The following is an 18,400-nucleotide window of genomic DNA, read 5'->3' as shown; positions in this document are numbered from 1 at the left end:
CAAATCAAGATATATCGAAATTACATTTTGGTAATCTGCGGCAGAGGCTGTCGCCCGCGGGGGAGCCCGGCGGCGTTCGCCGCCCTGGCCCATGATCCTGCAAATGCAGGACGCTCGATCCGCTCTCGCTTCCTATCCGCATTCCGGCCAAATTCGGCCTTGGGCGCGCCGGATTCGGCAGCGCTCATCGTGGCCGCGTGACTGCGATTCCGGGGGATGATGTCGTGAAGAATTATATTGCCGCCGCCCTGTTTCTTGCTCCGAGCCTCGCCAGCGCGGCCGAGACCGAGCTCGCAAGCCGGATCGACCGGGTCACGATCTATCCAGACGGCGCCGTGGTGACGCGGCTTGGCAAGGCGGAGTTGCTGCAGGGCGTCTCGCAGGTCGTCCTGCGCGGCCTGCCGGCGACGATCGACCCCGCCTCGATCCGCATCGAGGGCAAGGGCAGCGGCGCCTTCTCGGTCGGCGCCGTCGATGTCCGCACCACGCCGGGCGAGGCCAAGCCGGTCCTCGATATAGTGCTGGAGGACAAGCTCAAGGCGCTGCGCGACGACAAGGGCAAGTTCGAGAGCCAGATCGCCGCGATCGAGGCCAAGCGCGCCACCATCGAGCGCTTCGCCCAGACCGGCCCCGACAAGCTCGGCCCCGACGGCAAGGCCCTGCCGGTCAACGACTGGCCGGCCGTGTTCGAGGCGATCGGCACCGCGTTGGTCAAGGTCCAGGACGAGTTGCGCGGCGTGCGCAATCGCCTTTCCGACGTCGAGGCCGAGATTGCCTCGCTCGAACGCGCCCGCCCACAGGCTGGCCGCCCCGGCGCGCCGAAGCGCGATGTCGCCATCGCAGTCGAGGCGCCGCAGCCGGTTGCAGCCGAATTCACCGTGAGCTACCGCGTCACCGGTGCGAACTGGACGCCGACCTACGAAGCGCGGCTGACCACGACGGCCGAAAAACCCGAGATCGCCCTGACGCGCCGCGCCGAGATCCGCCAGCGCAGCGGCGAGGCATGGGACGATGTAGCGCTCACGCTCTCGACCACGCGTTCGGCCGGCGGCACCCGCGCGCCCGATCTCTCGCCGATGCAGGTCGCCTTCTTCGAGCTACCCGCCATCTATGAAAGCCGCGCGCGTGTCGGCGCGGCGCCTGCTGGAATGGCCGCCGCGCGCGCCAAGGCCGAGGCGGAGGCGCTGGCCGCACAGTCGCAGCGCGCCATCACTCCGGCCCCCGCACCGGTGCGCCCGGCCGAGGTCGAGGTCGCGGCGATCGAGGCCGGCGCCTATCAGGCCAACTTCCAGGTGCCCGGCCGCGCCTCGATCCCGCAGGATGGCTCGCCGAAGACCGTGGTCCTTACCCAGCGCAAGGCGGAGGCGACGCTCGCCGCCCGCACCGTGCCCGAGCTTGAGCAGAAGGCCTATCTGGAAGCCGGCTTCGTCCATGACGAGGAGGCCCCGCTCCTGCCCGGCCGCGTCGCGCTGCATCGCGACGGCAGCTATGTCGGCATGGGCCAGTTCGGGCTGGTGGCGCCGGGCGACCGGCTCGAGCTCGGCTTCGGCGCCGACGACCGGATCAAGGTGAGCTATGCCCCGGTGAAACGCCGCGAGAACGAGCCGGCCTGGCTCGGCCAGAGCCGCACCGATCAGCGCGAGTTCCGCACGGTGGTGAAGAGCCTGCATGCGAGGCCGGTGAAGGTGACGGTGCTCGGGCGCATCCCCTACTCGGAGAGCACCGCCATCGCGGTCGAGACCATCGCCGCCCAGACGACGCCGCCGACCGAGAAGCAGGTCGGCGACCGCCGCGGCGTTTCGTCCTGGACCTTCGACCTCGCCCCCGGCGCCGAGAAGGAGCTCAAGCTCGCCTACCGCATCAAATGGCCGGGCGACCGCGAGCTCTCCTACGACGAGCAGCCGCTGCCGAAGTGAGCTGGTCCCCCAGGCGTCGTTCCCTGGCGAAGCGAGGCGCAGACCCGAGAAGCTCAGGCCGCAGCGAGCGCAGGAGCATCCTGCCGCAAGTGATGCTCGGGGCAAGCCCGAGCATCAGGGCGCCGTCCTAGACCGCCATCTCCACTTCCCGCCCCCGGCCGAGATCGGCCATCCAGGTCCGGTATTTCGGCTGGACCTTGAGCTGATGGGAATAGTGCCGACGGAGCGCCTCGGTCAGGCGCCCGCTCCGGCCGAGCTGCTCGTCGGCGAATCCGATCATCACCGAGTTCGGCCAGGCCTGCGGGCGGATATGGCGCAGCCTTTCGAACAGTGCGTCCTCGCCCTCGGCGGGATCGGCCTGGGCCATCAACGTCAGCATCGCCGCCGTGGAGCGCGAAATGCCCATATGGCAGTGGACCAGCAGATGCCCCTTCACGCGGGCCGCCGCCGTTTCCTGCAAGCCCTCGCCGAAGCGAAGAACCTCATCGACATGCCCCGGCTCCGGCATGATCATCCCGGGTCGCGGATCGATGATGTCGTGGAAGCGCAGCGTCACGCGATGATGCTCGCCATAGGTGCCGAAGGCCTCGATCTCGGCGCGGTCGGGATCGAGCACCGAGAGCACATGCGTCACCTCGCGGGCGCTGTTGCCCGGCAGTTCCTCGATGCCGCAGATCGTCAGGGTCGAGATGGCAAGGGTCTTCATCGCATGGCTCCGCTGCTGAGCCCGTCGCCTAGGTCCGTTCCACCGGCAGCGCAAGCGCCGGAAACGACGGGCACCCCGTCAAAGATGCGGCCGGCATCTCCGACGCCGGCCGCAGTGATGTCTTACTCCGCCGCGATCGCCCGCAGGCCCTGGCCGAGTTCCTGATCGACGAGGCCGACCCAGTAGCGCACGCCGTCCGGGATGATCGCGTCGTTGAAGTCGTAGAGCGGCGTGTGCAGGCCGACGAAGGAGCCGTCGGGATTGACGCCGTTACCGATGCGCATGAAGGCGCCCGGCCGCACCAGCATCATCTCGGCGAAATCCTCGCCGCCCGTGCCCGGCCGCAGCTGGCCGTTGACATGCTCGGCGCCGACGGCGGCGGAAGCCGCCGCAACCGCGACCCGAACCTGCTCGGCCTCGTTGACCAGCGGGCTCGTGCCGCGATGGTAATGGGCTTCCGCCCTGCAGCCCCAGGCCTGGGCCGTCGCAGCCGCAAGCTCGGCGATGCGCTGCTCGACCGTGTCGCGCACGTCCTGCGAATAGGTGCGGGCCGTGCCGCCGATGATGAGCTCGGAGGGGATGACGTTCGAGGCGTTGACGTCGCCGCCATGGATGTAGCCGACGCTGATCACCGCCGTGTCGAGCGGAGCGACATTGCGGCCGATGATGCCCTGCAGGCCGAGCACGAAATGCGCCTGCGCATAGGTGATGTCGGTGGAGCGGTGCGGCTGCGAGCCGCCATGACCGCCGACGCCGTGGAAAGTGACCTTCCACGAATCCGCCGCCGCGAGGAACGGGCCGACCGTCGTGCCGAAGCTGCAGGCCGGCATGCCCGGCGTATTGTGCAGCCCGTAGATCGCGTCGCAGGGGAAGCGGTCGAACAGGCCATCCGCCAGCATGGCGTTGGCGCCGCCGCGGCCTTCCTCGGCCGGCTGGAAGATCAGGTTGACGGTGCCGGCGAAGTCCCGGTTCTCGGCGAGGTACTGCGCGGCCGCAAGCAGCATCGTGGTGTGCCCGTCATGGCCGCAGGCATGCATCCGGCCGTGGTTGCGCGAGGAATAGGGAAGGTTGGTGGTCTCCTCCAGCGCCAGGCAGTCCATGTCGGCGCGCAGGCCGATGGCGCGTTCGCCCGGCTGGTTGCCGCGGATGACGCCGACGACACCGGTCTTGCCGACAGCCTCCGTGACCTCGACGCCCCATTCGCGCAGCTTGTCCGCGACCAGCTTGGCGGTGCGCACCTCTTCCAGGCCGAGTTCGGGATGGGCGTGGATGTCGCGGCGGATCGCCGTGAACGCGGCATGGTGCTGGCCGAGCCAGTCGTCGAGCTTGGTCATGATCGATGAATTCCCCTCTCCTGCGGCATCGGGAAGCAGGCTGGGCGCGATGTCCCGATCCGCTGCATAGCCCTTACGCCCGATTGCGGCAGCATTACTGCGCAGATGCTGCAGACCCGCCATGCTCCGGTGTTTTGTCCCGCAGGATCAAGGCTCCCGCGCCATGAAACCTTGACCTGCGGACCACATTGGCCCATGAGGGCTTGCAAGGACCTGCCCCGAACCCCGGCCTTGCGCCGGGGTTTTGCATTTCCGTGGGTGCTTGCGCGGTCAACGCGGAACAAGCAGGGAAACCTCGCTCATGGCGAATGTTGTGGTGGTCGGCGCCCAGTGGGGCGACGAGGGCAAGGGAAAGATCGTCGACTGGCTTTCCAGCCAGGCCGATGTCGTGGTCAGGTTCCAGGGCGGCCATAATGCCGGCCATACCCTCGTCATCGACGGCGTCACCTACAAGCTCTCGCTGCTGCCCTCCGGCATCGTCCGTCCGGGCAAGCTCTCTGTCATCGGCAACGGCGTCGTGGTCGATCCCTGGCATCTCGTCGAGGAGATCGGCCGGCTGCGCGCCCAGGGCGTCGCGATCTCGCCGGATAACCTTCGCATCGCCGACAACGCCACGCTGATCCTGCCGCTGCATCGCGAGCTCGACCATTTCCGCGAGACCTCGAATGCCGGCATGAAGATCGGCACGACCAAGCGCGGCATCGGCCCGGCCTATGAGGACAAGGTCGGCCGCCGCGCCATCCGCGTCATCGACCTCAAGGACCCTGCCCTGCTCGAAGCCAAGATCGAGCGGCTGCTGGCCCACCACAACGCGCTGCGCCGCGGCCTCGGCATCGGCGAGGTCGACGCCAAGGAGCTGTTGACCCAGCTCAAGGCGATCGCCACCGAGGTGCTGCCCTATGCCGACACGGTCTGGGCGCTGCTCGATGCGCAGCGCCGCGCCGGCAAGCGCATCCTGTTCGAAGGCGCGCAGGGCGCGCTGCTCGACGTCGACCACGGCACCTACCCCTTCGTCACCTCGTCGAACATCGTCGCCGGCCAGGCTGCGACCGGCTCGGGCCTCGGCCCCTCCGCCGTCGGCTACGTGCTCGGCATCGCCAAGGCCTACACCACCCGCGTCGGCGAAGGCCCCTTCCCGACCGAGCTCTTCGACGAGATCGGCGAGCTGATCGGCCAGAAGGGCAAGGAATTCGGCGTCGTCACCGGCCGCAAGCGCCGCTGCGGCTGGTTCGACGCGTGCCTCGTCCGCCAGACGGTCAAGACCTCCGGCATCGACGGCATTGCCCTCACCAAGCTCGACATTCTCGACGGCTTCAAAGAGATCAAGGTCTGCGTCGGCTACAAGCTCGACGGGCAGATCCTCGAACACCTGCCCGCCGGCCAGGCCGACCAGGCCCGCGTCGAGCCGATCTACGAGACCATCGAAGGCTGGCATGGCTCGACCGCCAACGCCCGCTCCTGGGCCGATCTGCCGGCGCAGGCGATCAAATATGTCCGCCGCATCGAGGAGCTGATCGGCGCCACCGTCGCCGTGCTTTCGACGAGCCCGGAGCGCGACGACACGATCCTCGTCCACAATCCGTTCGAAGGGTGACCTTGCCCTTCGAGGGTTGACGCGGCCCGTCATCAGCGACAAGTGAGGCCAATGGCCGATTTCTACCCGATCCTGGCGCGTGCCGTCGCCGGGCTGCCCGACAACTCCGCCGAGACGCGCCGCTCCATCTACGACCGGGCGCGGACGGCCCTCGTCGCGCAGCTGCGCGGCCTCGACCCGCCGCTGAGCGAGGCCGAGATCATGCGCGAGCGCCTGGCGCTCGACGAAGCCGTCGCCCGGATCGAGGCGGATTACGAGGCGGCACCGGCCGAGCAGCCGATCATCGAAGGCCCGGTGATTCGCCCTGTCGAGGCTCCCCCGCAGCCGCCGCGCCCGCCCGAGCCCAAGAAGCAGCCGGCATTCGCCCCGCTGCCCGCCCCCGCCGGCGAGGATGAGGGCGAGCCGCTGCCTGAGCCGGCCGCGCCACAGGCCGCCCGCCCGCGCGTGCAGCCGCCGCGCGAATCCCGGGTAAAGCCCGGCCATATCCGTTCCGCCGTGGTCGGCGGCGTCGTCGCGATCGCGGTCGCGGCGATCGCGGCCACCGCGATCTATGTCCACAAGCTGAAGCCGCAGGATGCAGCCCGCCCGAACGGCGAGGCAAGCACCCAGCAGGCACAGCCGGCCCAGCCCGAAGGCAACGGCAAGATCGCCGACCGCGTCGGCGAGCCTGCCCAGGGCCGGACCGGCAGCAATACGGCGAGCGCCTTCCCGGGCGTTCCGGTCCCGCAGCCGGGCGGCGAGATCGCCGTCGCCCAGCGCGCCATCCTCTACACCGAGGCTCCCGAGAACCCGCAGCAGCCCCGGGCCGTCACCGGCCGCGTCTTCTGGCGCCTCGACAGTGAGAGCGCCGGCCAGGGCCGTCCGGTCGAGACGATCGTGCGCGCCACCGTCGAGATTCCCGATGCCGGGCTCAATCTCGACTTCACCGTCCGTCGCAACACCGATTCCGCCTTCCCCGCCTCGCACATCATCGGGCTGCGCTTCACCAACAGCGGCGACCCGGCGTCGCAGGCGATCAAGGAAATCGGCGTGCCGCAGTTCAAGACCGAGGAAGGCGAGCGCGGCGCACCGCTCTCGGCCATCAACTCGGCGCTGGGTGACAATCTCTTCGTCGCCGCCTTGTCCAACGTGCCGGTCGAGGTCGAGCGCAACATCGATCTGATCCTCAACCGCAGCTGGATCGATATCCCCGTGCTGTTCACCTCGGGCCGGCGAGGTATCATCACCTTCGAGAAGGGTGTTTCGGGCAGCCAGACGCTGACTGACGCCTTCAACCGCTGGCGGTAAGCGAGCCGTCATCCTCGGGCGCAGCGAAGCGCTGACCCGAGGATCGCCAGACAAGCGAAGCAGCCGTTTCCTTCCGCAAGAGATGCTCGGGTCAAGCCCGAGCATGACGGCGCAATACCGTCAGCTTTTCCGCTGCGCCGCGAAGCACGCGGCTGCCCTGAGCACATCCGCCTGCGGGCCAAAACCTGCAAGTGCCGCCACAGCGGCCTCGCTCAGCCGGTCGCGCTCGCGCTTGGCGCCGTCGAGGCCGAGCGCGCCGATCAGGGTCGCCTTGCCCTTGTCCTCGTCCTTCGCCGTCGCCTTGCCCATCCGGGCGGCGTCCGATTCGACATCGAGGATGTCGTCGGCGACCTGGAAGGTCGCGCCGAGCGCGCGGCCGTACTGGCCGAGCGCCGCCAGCGCCGCCGCATCGGCACCACCGAGGCGCGCACCGATCTCGACGCTGGCGGCCAGCAGCGCCCCGGTCTTCATCGCCTGAAGCTGGCGGATCGTGGCCTCCGAGAGCGAGCCGCGCTGCGCCTCGAACCGCCCCTCGGCGGCGAGGTCCAGCATCTGGCCGCCGACCATGCCGCCGAGCCCGGAGGCACGCGCCAGCGCGCTCACCAGCGCCGCCCGCACGGCGCCGTCAGGATGGGTCGCCTCATCGGCGAGAACCTCGAAGGCCAGCGTCAGCAGCGCGTCGCCGGCCAGGATCGCGGTGGCTTCGTCGAAGGCCTTGTGCACCGTCGGCCGGCCGCGGCGCAGATCGTCGTCGTCCATGGCCGGCAGGTCGTCATGAACGAGCGAATAGCAATGCAGCAGTTCGACGGCCGCGCCTGCCCGCAGCCCCTGCTCGGGAGCGGCGCCGAGGAGCCGGGCCGTCTCGACCGTCAGGAAGGGGCGCAGACGCTTGCCGCCGCCGAGCGCGCCATGACGCATCGCCGCAACGAGGCGTGGCGGGCGCGCGATCTCTCCCTCGGCCGGCTCGGACGCGAGCAGCGCCTCGAGCAGAGCCTCGATGGCCTCCGCATTCTGCGCGAGCCGCCGGTCGAGGTCGCCATGGCTGGGCGGAGTGGTGACGGAACTCATGCGCGGATCTCGCGTTCGCTGCCGGGACGGGGGCCTTGCCGGACGATGGCGGCATCGTCAAGCTGCGCCGCCATGACGCAGGACATCACGGATCGGCCGATCGACCGGCGAGGAGGGCGAAGCAACGTGCTGGGCAGGTTCATCGGCCTTTGCGTCAGGCTCGCCTGCTGGCTGCTCCTTCTCCTCGCCGTGGCAATCCTGCTCTACCGGGTCGTGCCCGTGCCCTCGACACTGATGCTGGCTCGCTGGCTGACGCTGCGCCCCGTCGAACGCGAATGGGCGCCGCTGGCGCAGATCTCACCCAATCTGATCCGCGCCGTCATCGCCGCCGAGGACCAGCGCTTCTGCAGCCATCGCGGCGTCGACTGGATCGAGCTCAACGCCGTTCTGGAGGATGAGGACGGCCCCAGCCGCGGGGCCTCGACGCTGACCATGCAGACCGCCAAGAACGTGTTCCTCTGGCCCGGCCGCTCCTATATCCGCAAGGGGCTGGAGATTCCGCTGGCGCTGGCGATCGACTTCGCCTGGGGCAAGCAGCGGGTGATCGAGGTCTATCTCAACGTCGCCGAATGGGGCCATGGCCTGTTCGGGGCCGAGGCCGCCGCGCAGCGCTATTTCGGCAAATCCGCTGCGCGACTCAGCCCAGCCGAAGCCGCGCGCCTGGCGGCCGCGCTGCCGAATCCCCTGCTGCGCGACCCCGGGCGGCCGAACCGGGGGCTGCAATCGGCCGCTGCGCGCGCGCAGCGCCGGCTCGGGCAGCTGGGATCGCTCGGAGATTGCGCGCTTCCCGACTGATCCCGCCGTCATTCCGAAGAAATCCGGATTCTGCACTAGCCATCGCCGCCCCGCCGGTGTATGGGCAACGCCTCATGAGATTGATCCGTCGCCGTGGCGGAGGCGTGGCCTTATGGCCTGCGTCCGAACGGTGGCACGATGGAGAGTACAATGGCCGTTCCGAAGAGAAAGACGTCGCCGTCGAAGCGTGGCATGCGCCGCTCGGCCGACGCGCTGAAGCAGCCCACCTATATCGAGGACAAGAACTCGGGCGAGCTGCGTCGTCCGCACCATGTCGACCTGAAGAGCGGCATGTATCGCGGCCGTCAGGTCCTCAAGGTCAAGACCGAGGCCTGAGCCGGATGCGGCAGCGATGCCGCTCCAGCGACGATCAATGCGAACCGGCCGCGAGGCCGGTTTTTCTTTGCGCGCTTTCCGTCAGCCCCGGGGAGACGTGCGCGACCGTGGCAACCGGCCCCTCGGCAGCAGCTGCGCCGCCGCCCGGTAGCACCCGGCGGCCGATTGCGGCGTCGTGATCCCATTGCGCGCGAAAGGGCCGATCTCCGCTCGCGCTGCGGCGGCCTGCAGCAGCAGCAGCGCAGATGACTCGACATGGGCTGCATCGCGCCCCGGCCAAACTCGGGCCTCCACCATGTCTCACTCCGGCACAAACTCAATGTGACGGCGTGCAAGCTGCAATCCGGTGGCCAGCCTTAACGGCGCGTTAATCAAAATTGCCGCATCGTTTCGAGGCACTTCCTACCATCCGGACGGGCGACGAAGCACCAGGACGGCGCTGCGTGGCCATCCCTCTGAGGCCGAGCGATGCCCACCCCTTCGATCTTCAGCTTCCAGAACGGCGGCCCGGTCGACCCCCGCAGCATCCTCTCCTCGATCGGCGAAGTGGTTTACGGCTGGGACGTCCAGAGCGACGCGCTCACCTGGGGCCCGAATGTCGGCGAGGTCCTGGGCCCGGTCCCGGCACCGACGCTGGCGCGCGGCCTCGCCTTCGCCGGCCTCGTCGAGCCCGGCAGCGGCCCGAGCCGCTATGATGCGATCTTCGGCTCCAGCGAGCGCGACCAGGGCGACGGCGTGATCTATCGCACCCGCTATGCCGTCGACCTCGCCGGCCGCAAGATGTGGGCCGAGGATACCGGCCGCTGGTTCGCCGGCACTGATGGCCGTCCGGCGCGCGCGCGCGGCATCCTCCGGCTCGAGCGTGCCGCACGGGCCGACGAGCTGGAGCGCCTCGGCAACGAACTCTGCGACCGCCCAGCCCTGCTGGAGCGTATCGACGCGGCGCTCAAGGAGCAGCCGCCGGCCGAGCGCCCCGTCGTGATCCTGGTGGCGGCGATCGACGAGCTCGCGCGGTTGAACGACGATTTCGGCCATGAGGCGACCGACGAGATCATCAGCACCGTGCATGAGCGGCTGCGCTCGGTCACGCGCCGGCGAGACCATCTCGTCCGCTACGCCGGCAACAGTTTCGCGATCCTGCTGGTCGGCTGCCCGCAGGACCAGATCGAATCGGCCGCGCGGCGCTTCATCAAGATCGTCGCCCAATCGGCGATCGAGACCGCGCGCGGCATCGCGCTCGTGCGCCTGCGTGTCGGCGCCGCCAGCGCGCCGGAGCTGGGAACCCATGCCGGCTCGCTGCTGGCCGCGGCCGAGGGAGCCCTGGCCGCAGCCCGCGCCGGCGCCATCGACACCGCCGTAACCGCCAAGCCGCGCCCGCGCCGCGAAGCGGCGTCCGACCAGATTGGCTTCGACGTGCAGGCCATCGCGGCCCTGAATGAGAGGCGTGTGCAGCTCGCCCTGCAGCCTGTGGTCAAGGCCGGCTCGCGCGAACCGGCCTTCCACGAGGCGCTGCTGCGGGTCGGCCAGGACGAGACCGGGCTCTACTTCTCCTCGGCCGAGCTGATCCCCATGCTGGAACGGCGCGGCCTCGTACGGCTGTTCGACCATCGCGTGCTCGAGCTCGCCATGGACATGCTGTGCGACGACCCCGCCCTGGTGCTGTCGGTCAACGTCTCTCCCCGCTCGCTGACCTATCCGGAATGGTTCGACGCCTTCGTGGCCTGCACGGCTGCCGCCAGAAGCGAAGCCTCACGCCTGATCGTCGAGGTCACGGAGACCGCGACGATCGAGAACCCTATGCGGGTGGCGAAGCTGCTCGGAGGCATCAAGGCGCAGGGCGCGCGCATCGCCATCGACGATTTCGGCGCCGGTCACACCTCGCTGCGCCATCTGCGCGCTTTCCCGATCGACATCCTGAAGATCGACGGCGCCTTCACGCAGAATCTGCGGCGTTCGACCGACGACCGCTTCTATGTTCGCACGCTCATCGATCTCGCCGGCCATCTCGGCGTCGAGACGGTGGCGGAATGGGTCGACGACGAGATGCAGGCCGCCATGCTGCGTGACTGGGGCGTGACCTATCTGCAAGGGCACCTCGTCGGCCGTGCCGAGCTGCATGCGCCGGCGCAGCAGGCACAGCGCCGGAAGCTCGCGGCCGGCTGACGTTGCGATATGTACCCCCCGATGGCAGTATTCGCGCGCTTGCGCACCTTTGCAGAGAGGTCATCAGATGAGCCTCCGTGCGATTATCCCCGCCTTGTTTTCGACATCGACGGCGCCGGTTGCGGCGTCCGCGCAGCAGGCGCAGCCGATCACGCGCCGCCGGGTTCTCCGGCGGCCACAATCACCATTCCGGCCAATCGGCACCCGTAGAACTGGAGGCAATATGGAGCATCGCGGTACATTGCCAGTCTGGGCCTGCTGGATCGCCGGCCTCAGCGCCGTCGGTTTCGCGTTGGCCGCGGGCCCGGGCTCGACCGGAAGCGCATCGGGCTGGGTGTTTCCGGCGGCACAGGCAGCCGAAGACCTGCCGCCGGAAATGATCGCCGCACAAATCCGCACGCAGGGTTTTGCGTGCGACAAGGCGCTTAACGCGACGCGAGACGCGGAGCGCTCCAGGCCGGACCATGCGGTGTGGATTCTCAAATGCGGCAACGCGACGTATCGGGTGAGCTTCGCCCCCGACATGGCGGCGAAAATCGAGCCGCTGCAATAGGCGCCCCATCTTCACCGATCGGTCCACCGGTGGTCGCAACGTGCAAAGCATGACGGAACTGCTGCCGGTAACGCCTTCGATCGATCAGCTCGGCCGCATCATCGCCAATGTCGCGGCCCCGGCATTCCTGCTGGGCGCCGTGGCCGCTTTCATCTCGTTGCTGATGGTCCGGATCAACCGCGTGATCGACCGCTCGCAGTTCATCCATTCCATCCCCGAAAGCGATTCCTCGAAATCCTTCCTCCGGGCCGACCTGCCTCGCCTGAGACACCGGGCCGCGCTTTTGAATAGAGCGTTGTTTTGCGCCATCGTGTCGGCAATATTGACGGCGCTCATCATCATCGTCGCCTTCATCAGTGCATTTCTGCACTTCGCCCATGAATATGGCGTCGCGCTCCTGTTCATCGCAGCCTTGCTGATGTTCTGTGCCTCTCTCATCGATCTCGCGCGCGAGGCTCGCATTGCGCTTCACGACAACGACCTGCGCGCGTGAATGAAGGCCCCTTGGATCGGCGCGCAAACCCGGCGGAAGGGCCTCTGGAGAACCGCAGCCGAGAACGCCCGCCAAGGGCCGACCCGTAGCCCGGCCGCGAAGGTCTGCTTGCCGGAAATCTCCCAACGTCAGAGCGTCGCGCGCGTCAGGCCCGACGGCCAGCTTTCGCCGATGTCAGATTCCGCCCTGCCGGGGCACCCGCCGCATCGATCCTCATTGGGCAATGAAAAGCCGCGCCCTCTCCTGCGAGGGCGCGGCTCAAATTCGTCCGAAGCGGCTCAGCGCGTACGGGACAGCTTGTCGAGACGCTCGCGCATCTCGTTGAGCTCGCGCTTGAGATCGGTGATCTCGTTCCCGCCGGACTGGGCGGCGGCCGGCTTCGCGCCTTCGGCCTCCTGACGGGCCTGGGCCGCCGCGGTGAACGGGTTGAACAGCCGGAACGCTTCGGTGAACATCTGCATGTTCGCACGCGTCTGCGCCTGGATGGCGTCGAGCGCGTTGCCGCCGAACGCCGTCCCGCCGAAGGCCTTGGCCATCTGCTCGCGGAACTTGTTCTGGTCCTGGGTAAAATTGTCCATCGAGAATTCGAGGTAGCGCGGCACCAGCGCCTGCATGCTGTCGCCATAGAAGCGGATGAGCTGCCGCAGGAAAGCGATCGGCAGCAGGTTCTGCCCGTCCTTGGCTTCCTCGTCGAAGATGATCTGCGCCAGCACCGAACGCGTGATGTCCTCCCCGGACTTGGCGTCGTAGACGGCGAAATCCTCGCCCGCGCGCACCAGACCGGCGAGATCCTCCAAGGTGACGTAGGAGCTGGTACCTGTGTGGTAGAGACGCCGGTTGGCGTATTTCTTGATGACGGTTGGTTCTTTTTCGCTAGCCATCGGTCCTACTTGACGTTGTTCCGCGGCCACGGTTGATTCCGGCATGCTCGGCGGAGCGGTCTCCCTGCCCCGACGATAGACTGTCGGTGCTGCACCGCAAGCTCTTTGAGCGCGGGCCGCAAAAATCTGTCGGAAGTGAGGCGCGGTCTGCGACTTTCGTCGCCTCCCCACAACCACGCACGCGCCGTCGCGGTCTCGAATTCGCTGCTCACCCGTCTTGACGGCGTCGCAACAGGCTTCGAAGGTGGCGGGGAATGGTGCATCGGCGGGAGCGGTGCAGCAGCAACAACAAGTGAGGACACTCTCATGGCAGATTCAGATATCGTGATCGTCAGCGCTGCGCGCACGGCGGTCGGCGCCTTCAATGGCGCCTTCGCCAACACCCCCGCCCATGAGCTCGGCGCCGCCGCGATCAAGGAAGCGCTGAAGCGCGCCAAGGTCGAGGGCGGCGAGGTCGACGAGGTCGTCCTCGGCCAGGTGCTCGCCGCCGGCCAGGGCCAGAACCCGGCCCGCCAGGCCGCCATGGCCGCCGGCATCCCGCAGGAGAAGACCGCCTGGGGCCTCAACCAGCTCTGCGGCTCGGGCCTTCGCACCGTCGCCATCGGCCTCCAGCAGATCGCCAATGGCGACGCCGACATCATCGTCGCGGGCGGCATGGAATCGATGTCGCTGGCGCCGCATGCTTCCTATCTGCGCAACGGCACCAAGATGGGCGACGTCAAGTTCGTCGACACCATGATCAAGGACGGGCTCTGGGACGCTTTCCACGGCTACCATATGGGCACGACCGCCGAGAACGTCGCGACCAAGTACCAGATCAGCCGCGAGGAGCAGGACCGCTTCGCCGTCGCCTCGCAGAACAAGGCCGAGGCCGCCCAGAAGGCCGGCCGCTTCAAGGACGAGATCGTCCCCTTCACCATCTCGACGCGCAAGGGCGACATCGTCGTCGACAGCGACGAGTACCCGCGCCATGGCGCCACGCTGGAGGCCATGGCCAAGCTCAAGCCCGCCTTCTCCAAGGACGGCACGGTGACCGCCGGCAACGCCTCCGGCATCAACGACGGCGCCGCCGCTCTCGTCATCATGACCGCCAAGGAAGCGGCCCGCCGCGGCCTGACGCCGCTCGCCCGCATCGCCTCCTGGGCGACCGCCGGTGTCGACCCGGCGATCATGGGCACCGGCCCGATCCCCTCGACCCGCAAGGCGCTCGAGAAGGCCGGCTGGAAGGTCGGCGACCTCGATCTCGTCGAGGCCAACGAGGCCTTCGCCGCGCAGGCTCTGGCTGTGAACAAGGACCTCGGCTGGAACCCCGACATCGTCAACGTCAATGGCGGCGCCATCGCGATCGGCCATCCGATCGGCGCCTCCGGCGCGCGCGTGCTGGTGACGCTGCTGCACGAGATGGCCAAGCGCGACGCCAAGAAGGGCCTCGCCACGCTCTGCATCGGCGGCGGCATGGGCGTCGCCATGGCGGTCGAGCGCTGAGAAGCACCTGCCGATGGCGAAGCGCACGACGCTCTATCGCTATCTCACCGGCCCCGATGACGCCTCGTTCTGTCATCGGGTCAGCGAGGCCTTGAGCCAGGGCTGGTCTCTCTTCGGCCAGCCGACGCTCACCTTTGACCCAACGCAAGGCCGCGTCATCTGCGGCCAGGCCATTATCAAGGACGTGGACGAGCCTTACTCGCCCACCCTGAAACTGTCCGAACAATGACGGCAGCAAGCCGCGCAGGTCTTCACAAAGAGGGAGAATGGCTATGACGAAAGTAGCGCTGGTTACGGGGGGCTCGCGCGGCATCGGCGCTGCGATCTCGAAAGGCCTGAAGGCGGCCGGCTACAATGTCGCGGCGAGCTATGCCGGCAATGACGAGGCAGCGGCCAAGTTCTCCGCCGAGACCGGCATCAAGACTTATAAATGGGACGTCTCGGATTACGATTCCTGCGTCGCCGGCATCGCCAAGGTCGAGGCCGATCTCGGCCCTGTCGACGTGCTCGTCAACAATGCCGGCATCACGCGCGACGGCATGTTCCACAAGATGACCAAGGATCAGTGGGACGCCGTCATCAACACCAATCTCAACTCGCTCTTCAACATGACCCGCCCGGTCTGGGAGGGCATGCGCGCGCGCAAGTTCGGCCGCGTCATCTGCATCTCGTCGATCAACGGCCAGAAGGGCCAGATGGGCCAGGTCAACTACTCCGCCGCCAAGGCCGGCGACATCGGCTTCGTCAAGGCGCTGGCGCAGGAAGGCGCGCGGGCCGGCATCACGGTAAACGCGATCTGCCCCGGCTATATCGCCACCGAGATGGTGAAGGCGATCGATCCGGCCGTGATCGAGAAGTCGATCCTGCCGCATATCCCGGTCGGGCGCCTCGGCGAGCCCGAGGAGATCGCGCGGGCGGTGGTGTTCCTGGCCAGCGACGATGCCGGCTTCATCACCGGTTCCACTCTCTCGGCCAATGGCGGCCAGTTCATGGCCTGACCGGAGCACGCGTGCTCTATCAATAGTTTAGAACCGCCGCCCGGCAACGGGCGGCGGTTTTGCTCATCGATCAGGCCATGACGGGGCGCGGTGTGCCGTCGATCTCGGTCGCCTCCGGCTCCTGCGCGATCGGTGGATTGAGCGGATCGATGACCTCGAACGGCCGTTCGACCTTGTCCGGCGCCTCGCGCATCCGCATGCGCAAACCAGCGAAGGCGGCGAGCGCCAGCGCGATCGCGGCCATGAAGTAGAGCAGCCCGTCGATGTCGAAGCGCGCCATGATGCCGGCGCCGATCATGGGCCCGAGCGCCGAACCGAAGCCGCTGACCAGGATGAGCCGCCCGCTCACCGCCACCACGCGGTCCGCCGGCATCCGGTCCAGCGCATGGGCGACGCAGACCGGATAGAGCGTCGACATGAAGCCGCCGAGCAGCGCTGCGACCGGCAGCACCGTCGCGAGCGAACGCGGCATCGCCAGCAGCAGCACGACGGCCGCCGCATAGCCGACGGCCAGCCCCGCCAGCACGAGGCGGCGGTCGTTGCGGTCCGACAGGCGCCCGACCGGGACCTGCAGCGCCAGCCCGCCGAGCACGGCAACCAGCATGAACAGCGCGATGGTCTGCTGCTGCACGCCGTTGCTGAGCATCCAGGCCGGCACCAGCGCGTAGAAAGAGCTGGTGATGATGCCGCTGACGACGCAGCCGATCACGGAAATCGGCGCCTGCCGCGTCAGCTCGCCATAGCGCAGCGTCGGCTCCGGCACGAGGCCGGGCGCCTCCGCCCGCGTCGTGCTGACCATGACCAGCGCGAGCGCGAAGAGCGCGATGATGACCTGGAACGCACCGGCAGATTGGATCGTGAGGCCGGCGATGGCGAGCTGGCCGATCGCCAGCGCCAGGAAGGTGCCGACCATATAGGTCGAGAAGACGCGGCCGCGCTGGTCCGGCACCGCCTTGGCGTTCAGCCAGCTCTCGGTGGTGACGAACAGCCCTACGCAGCCGATCCCGATCACCACCCGGCAGCCCGCCCAGACCAGTGCCGAGGTCCAGAGCGGCATCAGCGCGGTCGCCACGACCACGAGGCCGGCGAAGGCCGTATAGGCGCGGATATGGCCGACGCGCTGGATCACTCCGCCGCTGGTCACGGCGCCGATGGTGAAGCCGATGAAATAGGCGCTGAGCACGATGCCGGTCGCGGCCGGGCCGAAATCCTCGAGCGTCACGCGCAAGGACAGGAAGGTGTTGAAGAAGCCGTTCGCGAGCTGCACCAGGCTCGTCGCGGCGATCAGTGTTCCGATCTGCACCAGCATCGGCCAACCTCTCCGCAGCGGCCGCAGCAATCGGCCGGATGCAAAGAGGGCTAGCGGCCGAATGTGGGCTCAATGCGTCAGGGCCGCCGGGAATGCCGGCGGCCCTGCAAAACGTTCGACAGCGAGCCGCGCAGCTCAGCCCTGGCGCTTGCCCTTCGGCAGCAGGAAGGTCAGCAGGCCCACTGCCGGCAGCCAGGCGCAGATCTTGAACACCTGGATGATGCCGATCTGGTCGGCCAGCGCGCCGATGCCGGCCGCGGCGATGCCGCCCAGCCCGAAGGACAGGCCGTAGAACAGCCCGCCGACCAGGCCGACGCGGTGCGGCACGAGGTCGATCGCGTAGATCAGGATCGCCGAGAAGGCGCTCGCCATGACGAAGCTGATGATGACGCTGAGCACGCCCGTCCAGAACAGATCGGCATAGGGCAGGATCAGCGCGAAGGGCAGCGAGCCGAGGATCGACAGCCAGATCACCCGGTCGCGGCCGATGCGGTCGCCGATCATGCCGCCGAGGATGACGCCCGCCGCACCGACGACGAGATAGAGGAACAGCATGATCTGCGAGAGCTGCAGCGTGATGCCGAAGCGCTCGATCAGATAGAAGGTGTAGTAGGAGGTGAAGGCGGCGGTGTAGCCGTTCTTCGAGATCAGCAGGACGACCAGCACCGCCATCGCCAGCAGCACGCGCCCATGCGGCAGGCCATGGCTCGCAATCTCCTCGGCATGCACCGGGGATGCCTTCTGCTCGCGACGCATCGCCGAATAGCGTGAGCCGAGCCAGCCCATCACCAGCATCGCCACCAGCACGACGCCCGAGAACCAGGACAGGCTCTGCTGGCCGCGCGGTACCACGATCATCGCCGCCAGCAGCGGGCCGATGGCGTAACCGACATGGCCGCCGACCTGGAAGACGCCCTGCGCCAGCCCTTGCCGGCCGGCGGAAGCGTGGCGCGCCATCCGCGTGGCCTCGGGATGGAACACGGCCGAGCCCAGGCCGATCATCGCCGCGCCGATCAGCACGACCCCGTAGCTGTGAGCGAAGGAGAGCAACAGCAGCCCCGACAGCGTCGCGCACATGCCGGCGACCATCGCATAGGGCCAGGGCCGGCGGTCGGTGACATAACCGAGCAGCGGCTGCAGCAGCGAAGAGGTCACCTGGAAGGCGAGCGTGATCAGGCCGATCTGCACGAAATCGAGCTGATAGGCGTCCTTGATCAGCGGGTAGAGCGCCGGGATCATCGACTGGACGAGATCGTTCAGCAGATGTGCGACGCTCAGCGCGGCCAGAACCGGCATCAACGGACGGCGAGTGACGGATTGCAGCGGGATCGAGGTCATTTTCGAGGAATGATCCTCCTTGCCGACGCGGTCAACGCCCCCGGCACGGCGCCGGGAGCATGGCGCCCATGGCACCGAAGCCATGCTGCGGCGCAGCAGAACGCATCATTCGCATGCGCTTTCCCAAGGTAGGCGCGGGGAACC

At 68.1% G+C, this 18,400-nt stretch carries 17 protein-coding genes; 11 read left to right on the top strand and 6 right to left on the bottom strand.

Annotation, left to right across the window (positions count from 1 at the left end; all coding sequences use genetic code 11):
• Positions 1-224: 224 nt before the first annotated feature.
• Entirely contained in the window at positions 225-1,916 is a 1,692-nt protein-coding gene (locus AC1DEZ_RS18020) for a mucoidy inhibitor MuiA family protein (protein ID WP_476780256.1), read from the top strand.
• A gap of 127 nt (positions 1,917-2,043) precedes the next feature.
• On the opposite strand, the gene AC1DEZ_RS18015 is transcribed toward AC1DEZ_RS18020, so the two are convergent.
• On the bottom strand, positions 2,044-2,622 hold the full coding sequence (locus tag AC1DEZ_RS18015; RefSeq protein ID WP_476780255.1) for a tyrosine phosphatase family protein: 579 nt from the start codon (positions 2,620-2,622) through the stop codon (positions 2,044-2,046).
• A 122-nt stretch (positions 2,623-2,744) separates the two neighbouring features.
• On the bottom strand, positions 2,745-3,956 hold the full coding sequence (locus tag AC1DEZ_RS18010; protein ID WP_476780254.1) for an amidohydrolase: 1,212 nt from the start codon (positions 3,954-3,956) through the stop codon (positions 2,745-2,747).
• Between the two features lie 301 nt (positions 3,957-4,257).
• On the opposite strand from AC1DEZ_RS18010, the gene AC1DEZ_RS18005 reads away from it, so the two are divergent.
• Together AC1DEZ_RS18005 and AC1DEZ_RS18000 are read left to right on the top strand one after the other, a co-directional pair.
• Positions 4,258-5,550, top strand: a complete 1,293-nt coding sequence (locus AC1DEZ_RS18005; RefSeq protein WP_441510405.1) for an adenylosuccinate synthase — start codon at positions 4,258-4,260, stop codon at positions 5,548-5,550.
• A 51-nt stretch (positions 5,551-5,601) separates the two neighbouring features.
• Complete coding sequence (locus AC1DEZ_RS18000) at positions 5,602-6,837, top strand: histidine kinase (protein WP_476780253.1); 1,236 nt, start codon at positions 5,602-5,604, stop codon at positions 6,835-6,837.
• Between the two features lie 120 nt (positions 6,838-6,957).
• Here the strand turns inward: AC1DEZ_RS18000 and AC1DEZ_RS17995 are convergent, their stop codons facing one another.
• Positions 6,958-7,905 carry a polyprenyl synthetase family protein gene (locus AC1DEZ_RS17995; protein ID WP_476780252.1) on the bottom strand — a complete coding sequence of 316 codons (948 nt, stop codon included), beginning with the start codon at positions 7,903-7,905 and terminating at the stop codon, positions 6,958-6,960.
• Between the two features lie 126 nt (positions 7,906-8,031).
• Here AC1DEZ_RS17995 and mtgA point away from each other — a divergent pair, with 126 nt between their 5' ends.
• From mtgA to AC1DEZ_RS17970, 5 genes are all read left to right on the top strand, one after another.
• On the top strand, positions 8,032-8,700 hold the full coding sequence (gene mtgA, locus AC1DEZ_RS17990) for a monofunctional biosynthetic peptidoglycan transglycosylase (protein WP_476780251.1): 669 nt from the start codon (positions 8,032-8,034) through the stop codon (positions 8,698-8,700).
• 150 nt (positions 8,701-8,850) lie between these two features.
• Positions 8,851-9,036, top strand: a complete 186-nt coding sequence (gene rpmF, locus AC1DEZ_RS17985; RefSeq protein WP_054143317.1) for a 50S ribosomal protein L32 — start codon at positions 8,851-8,853, stop codon at positions 9,034-9,036.
• Positions 9,037-9,504: 468 nt separating this feature from the next.
• Positions 9,505-11,199, top strand: coding sequence for an EAL domain-containing protein (locus tag AC1DEZ_RS17980; protein ID WP_476780250.1), 1,695 nt, complete (start codon positions 9,505-9,507; stop codon positions 11,197-11,199).
• A gap of 223 nt (positions 11,200-11,422) precedes the next feature.
• The gene (locus tag AC1DEZ_RS17975; RefSeq protein WP_441510410.1) at positions 11,423-11,752 is read left to right on the top strand and encodes a hypothetical protein; all 330 of its coding nucleotides are present in this window, start codon (positions 11,423-11,425) and stop codon (positions 11,750-11,752) included.
• A 49-nt stretch (positions 11,753-11,801) separates the two neighbouring features.
• Complete coding sequence (locus tag AC1DEZ_RS17970; protein ID WP_441510411.1) at positions 11,802-12,245, top strand: DUF2721 domain-containing protein; 444 nt, start codon at positions 11,802-11,804, stop codon at positions 12,243-12,245.
• 278 nt (positions 12,246-12,523) lie between these two features.
• Here AC1DEZ_RS17970 and phaR read toward each other — a convergent pair whose 3' ends face one another.
• A complete protein-coding gene (phaR, locus tag AC1DEZ_RS17965) occupies positions 12,524-13,126 on the bottom strand; it encodes a polyhydroxyalkanoate synthesis repressor PhaR (protein ID WP_441510412.1) in 603 nt (200 codons plus the stop codon).
• A gap of 306 nt (positions 13,127-13,432) precedes the next feature.
• Here phaR and AC1DEZ_RS17960 point away from each other — a divergent pair, with 306 nt between their 5' ends.
• From AC1DEZ_RS17960 to phbB, 3 genes are read left to right on the top strand one after another with little or no spacing between them, the layout of a single operon-like run.
• Complete coding sequence (locus AC1DEZ_RS17960; RefSeq protein ID WP_476780249.1) at positions 13,433-14,611, top strand: acetyl-CoA C-acetyltransferase; 1,179 nt, start codon at positions 13,433-13,435, stop codon at positions 14,609-14,611.
• 13 nt (positions 14,612-14,624) lie between these two features.
• Positions 14,625-14,840: a DUF1737 domain-containing protein gene (locus AC1DEZ_RS17955; RefSeq protein ID WP_476780248.1), complete on the top strand. Its 216-nt coding sequence runs from the start codon at positions 14,625-14,627 to the stop codon at positions 14,838-14,840.
• A gap of 43 nt (positions 14,841-14,883) precedes the next feature.
• Positions 14,884-15,609 carry an acetoacetyl-CoA reductase gene (phbB, locus tag AC1DEZ_RS17950; RefSeq protein ID WP_441510711.1) on the top strand — a complete coding sequence of 242 codons (726 nt, stop codon included), beginning with the start codon at positions 14,884-14,886 and terminating at the stop codon, positions 15,607-15,609.
• Between the two features lie 70 nt (positions 15,610-15,679).
• Here phbB and AC1DEZ_RS17945 read toward each other — a convergent pair whose 3' ends face one another.
• Together AC1DEZ_RS17945 and AC1DEZ_RS17940 are read right to left on the bottom strand one after the other, a co-directional pair.
• A complete protein-coding gene (locus tag AC1DEZ_RS17945) occupies positions 15,680-16,918 on the bottom strand; it encodes an MFS transporter (RefSeq protein WP_476780247.1) in 1,239 nt (412 codons plus the stop codon).
• A 135-nt stretch (positions 16,919-17,053) separates the two neighbouring features.
• The gene (locus tag AC1DEZ_RS17940; RefSeq protein ID WP_476780246.1) at positions 17,054-18,256 is read right to left on the bottom strand and encodes an MFS transporter; all 1,203 of its coding nucleotides are present in this window, start codon (positions 18,254-18,256) and stop codon (positions 17,054-17,056) included.
• Between the last annotated feature and the right edge of the window lie 144 nt (positions 18,257-18,400).

It is taken from the genome of Allobosea sp. 10L422, from assembly GCF_056395345.1.
The sequence above is the reverse complement of the archived record's forward strand: the minus strand, read 5'-3'. Positions and strand labels throughout refer to the sequence as shown.

What these genes read in the sequence shown, in the direction of transcription:
- AC1DEZ_RS18015 (WP_476780255.1), bottom strand. Translation starts at nt 2,622, where the DNA reads ATGAAGACCCTTGCCATCTCGACCCTGACGATCTGCGGCATCGAGGAA.
- AC1DEZ_RS18010 (WP_476780254.1), bottom strand. Translation starts at nt 3,956, where the DNA reads ATGACCAAGCTCGACGACTGGCTCGGCCAGCACCATGCCGCGTTCACG.
- AC1DEZ_RS18005 (WP_441510405.1), top strand. Translation starts at nt 4,258, where the DNA reads ATGGCGAATGTTGTGGTGGTCGGCGCCCAGTGGGGCGACGAGGGCAAG.
- AC1DEZ_RS18000 (WP_476780253.1), top strand. Translation starts at nt 5,602, where the DNA reads ATGGCCGATTTCTACCCGATCCTGGCGCGTGCCGTCGCCGGGCTGCCC.
- AC1DEZ_RS17995 (WP_476780252.1), bottom strand. Translation starts at nt 7,905, where the DNA reads ATGAGTTCCGTCACCACTCCGCCCAGCCATGGCGACCTCGACCGGCGG.
- rpmF (WP_054143317.1), top strand. Translation starts at nt 8,851, where the DNA reads ATGGCCGTTCCGAAGAGAAAGACGTCGCCGTCGAAGCGTGGCATGCGC.
- AC1DEZ_RS17980 (WP_476780250.1), top strand. Translation starts at nt 9,505, where the DNA reads ATGCCCACCCCTTCGATCTTCAGCTTCCAGAACGGCGGCCCGGTCGAC.
- AC1DEZ_RS17975 (WP_441510410.1), top strand. Translation starts at nt 11,423, where the DNA reads ATGGAGCATCGCGGTACATTGCCAGTCTGGGCCTGCTGGATCGCCGGC.
- AC1DEZ_RS17970 (WP_441510411.1), top strand. Translation starts at nt 11,802, where the DNA reads ATGACGGAACTGCTGCCGGTAACGCCTTCGATCGATCAGCTCGGCCGC.
- phaR (WP_441510412.1), bottom strand. Translation starts at nt 13,126, where the DNA reads ATGGCTAGCGAAAAAGAACCAACCGTCATCAAGAAATACGCCAACCGG.
- AC1DEZ_RS17960 (WP_476780249.1), top strand. Translation starts at nt 13,433, where the DNA reads ATGGCAGATTCAGATATCGTGATCGTCAGCGCTGCGCGCACGGCGGTC.
- AC1DEZ_RS17955 (WP_476780248.1), top strand. Translation starts at nt 14,625, where the DNA reads ATGGCGAAGCGCACGACGCTCTATCGCTATCTCACCGGCCCCGATGAC.
- phbB (WP_441510711.1), top strand. Translation starts at nt 14,884, where the DNA reads ATGACGAAAGTAGCGCTGGTTACGGGGGGCTCGCGCGGCATCGGCGCT.
- AC1DEZ_RS17945 (WP_476780247.1), bottom strand. Translation starts at nt 16,918, where the DNA reads ATGCTGGTGCAGATCGGAACACTGATCGCCGCGACGAGCCTGGTGCAG.
- AC1DEZ_RS17940 (WP_476780246.1), bottom strand. Translation starts at nt 18,256, where the DNA reads ATGACCTCGATCCCGCTGCAATCCGTCACTCGCCGTCCGTTGATGCCG.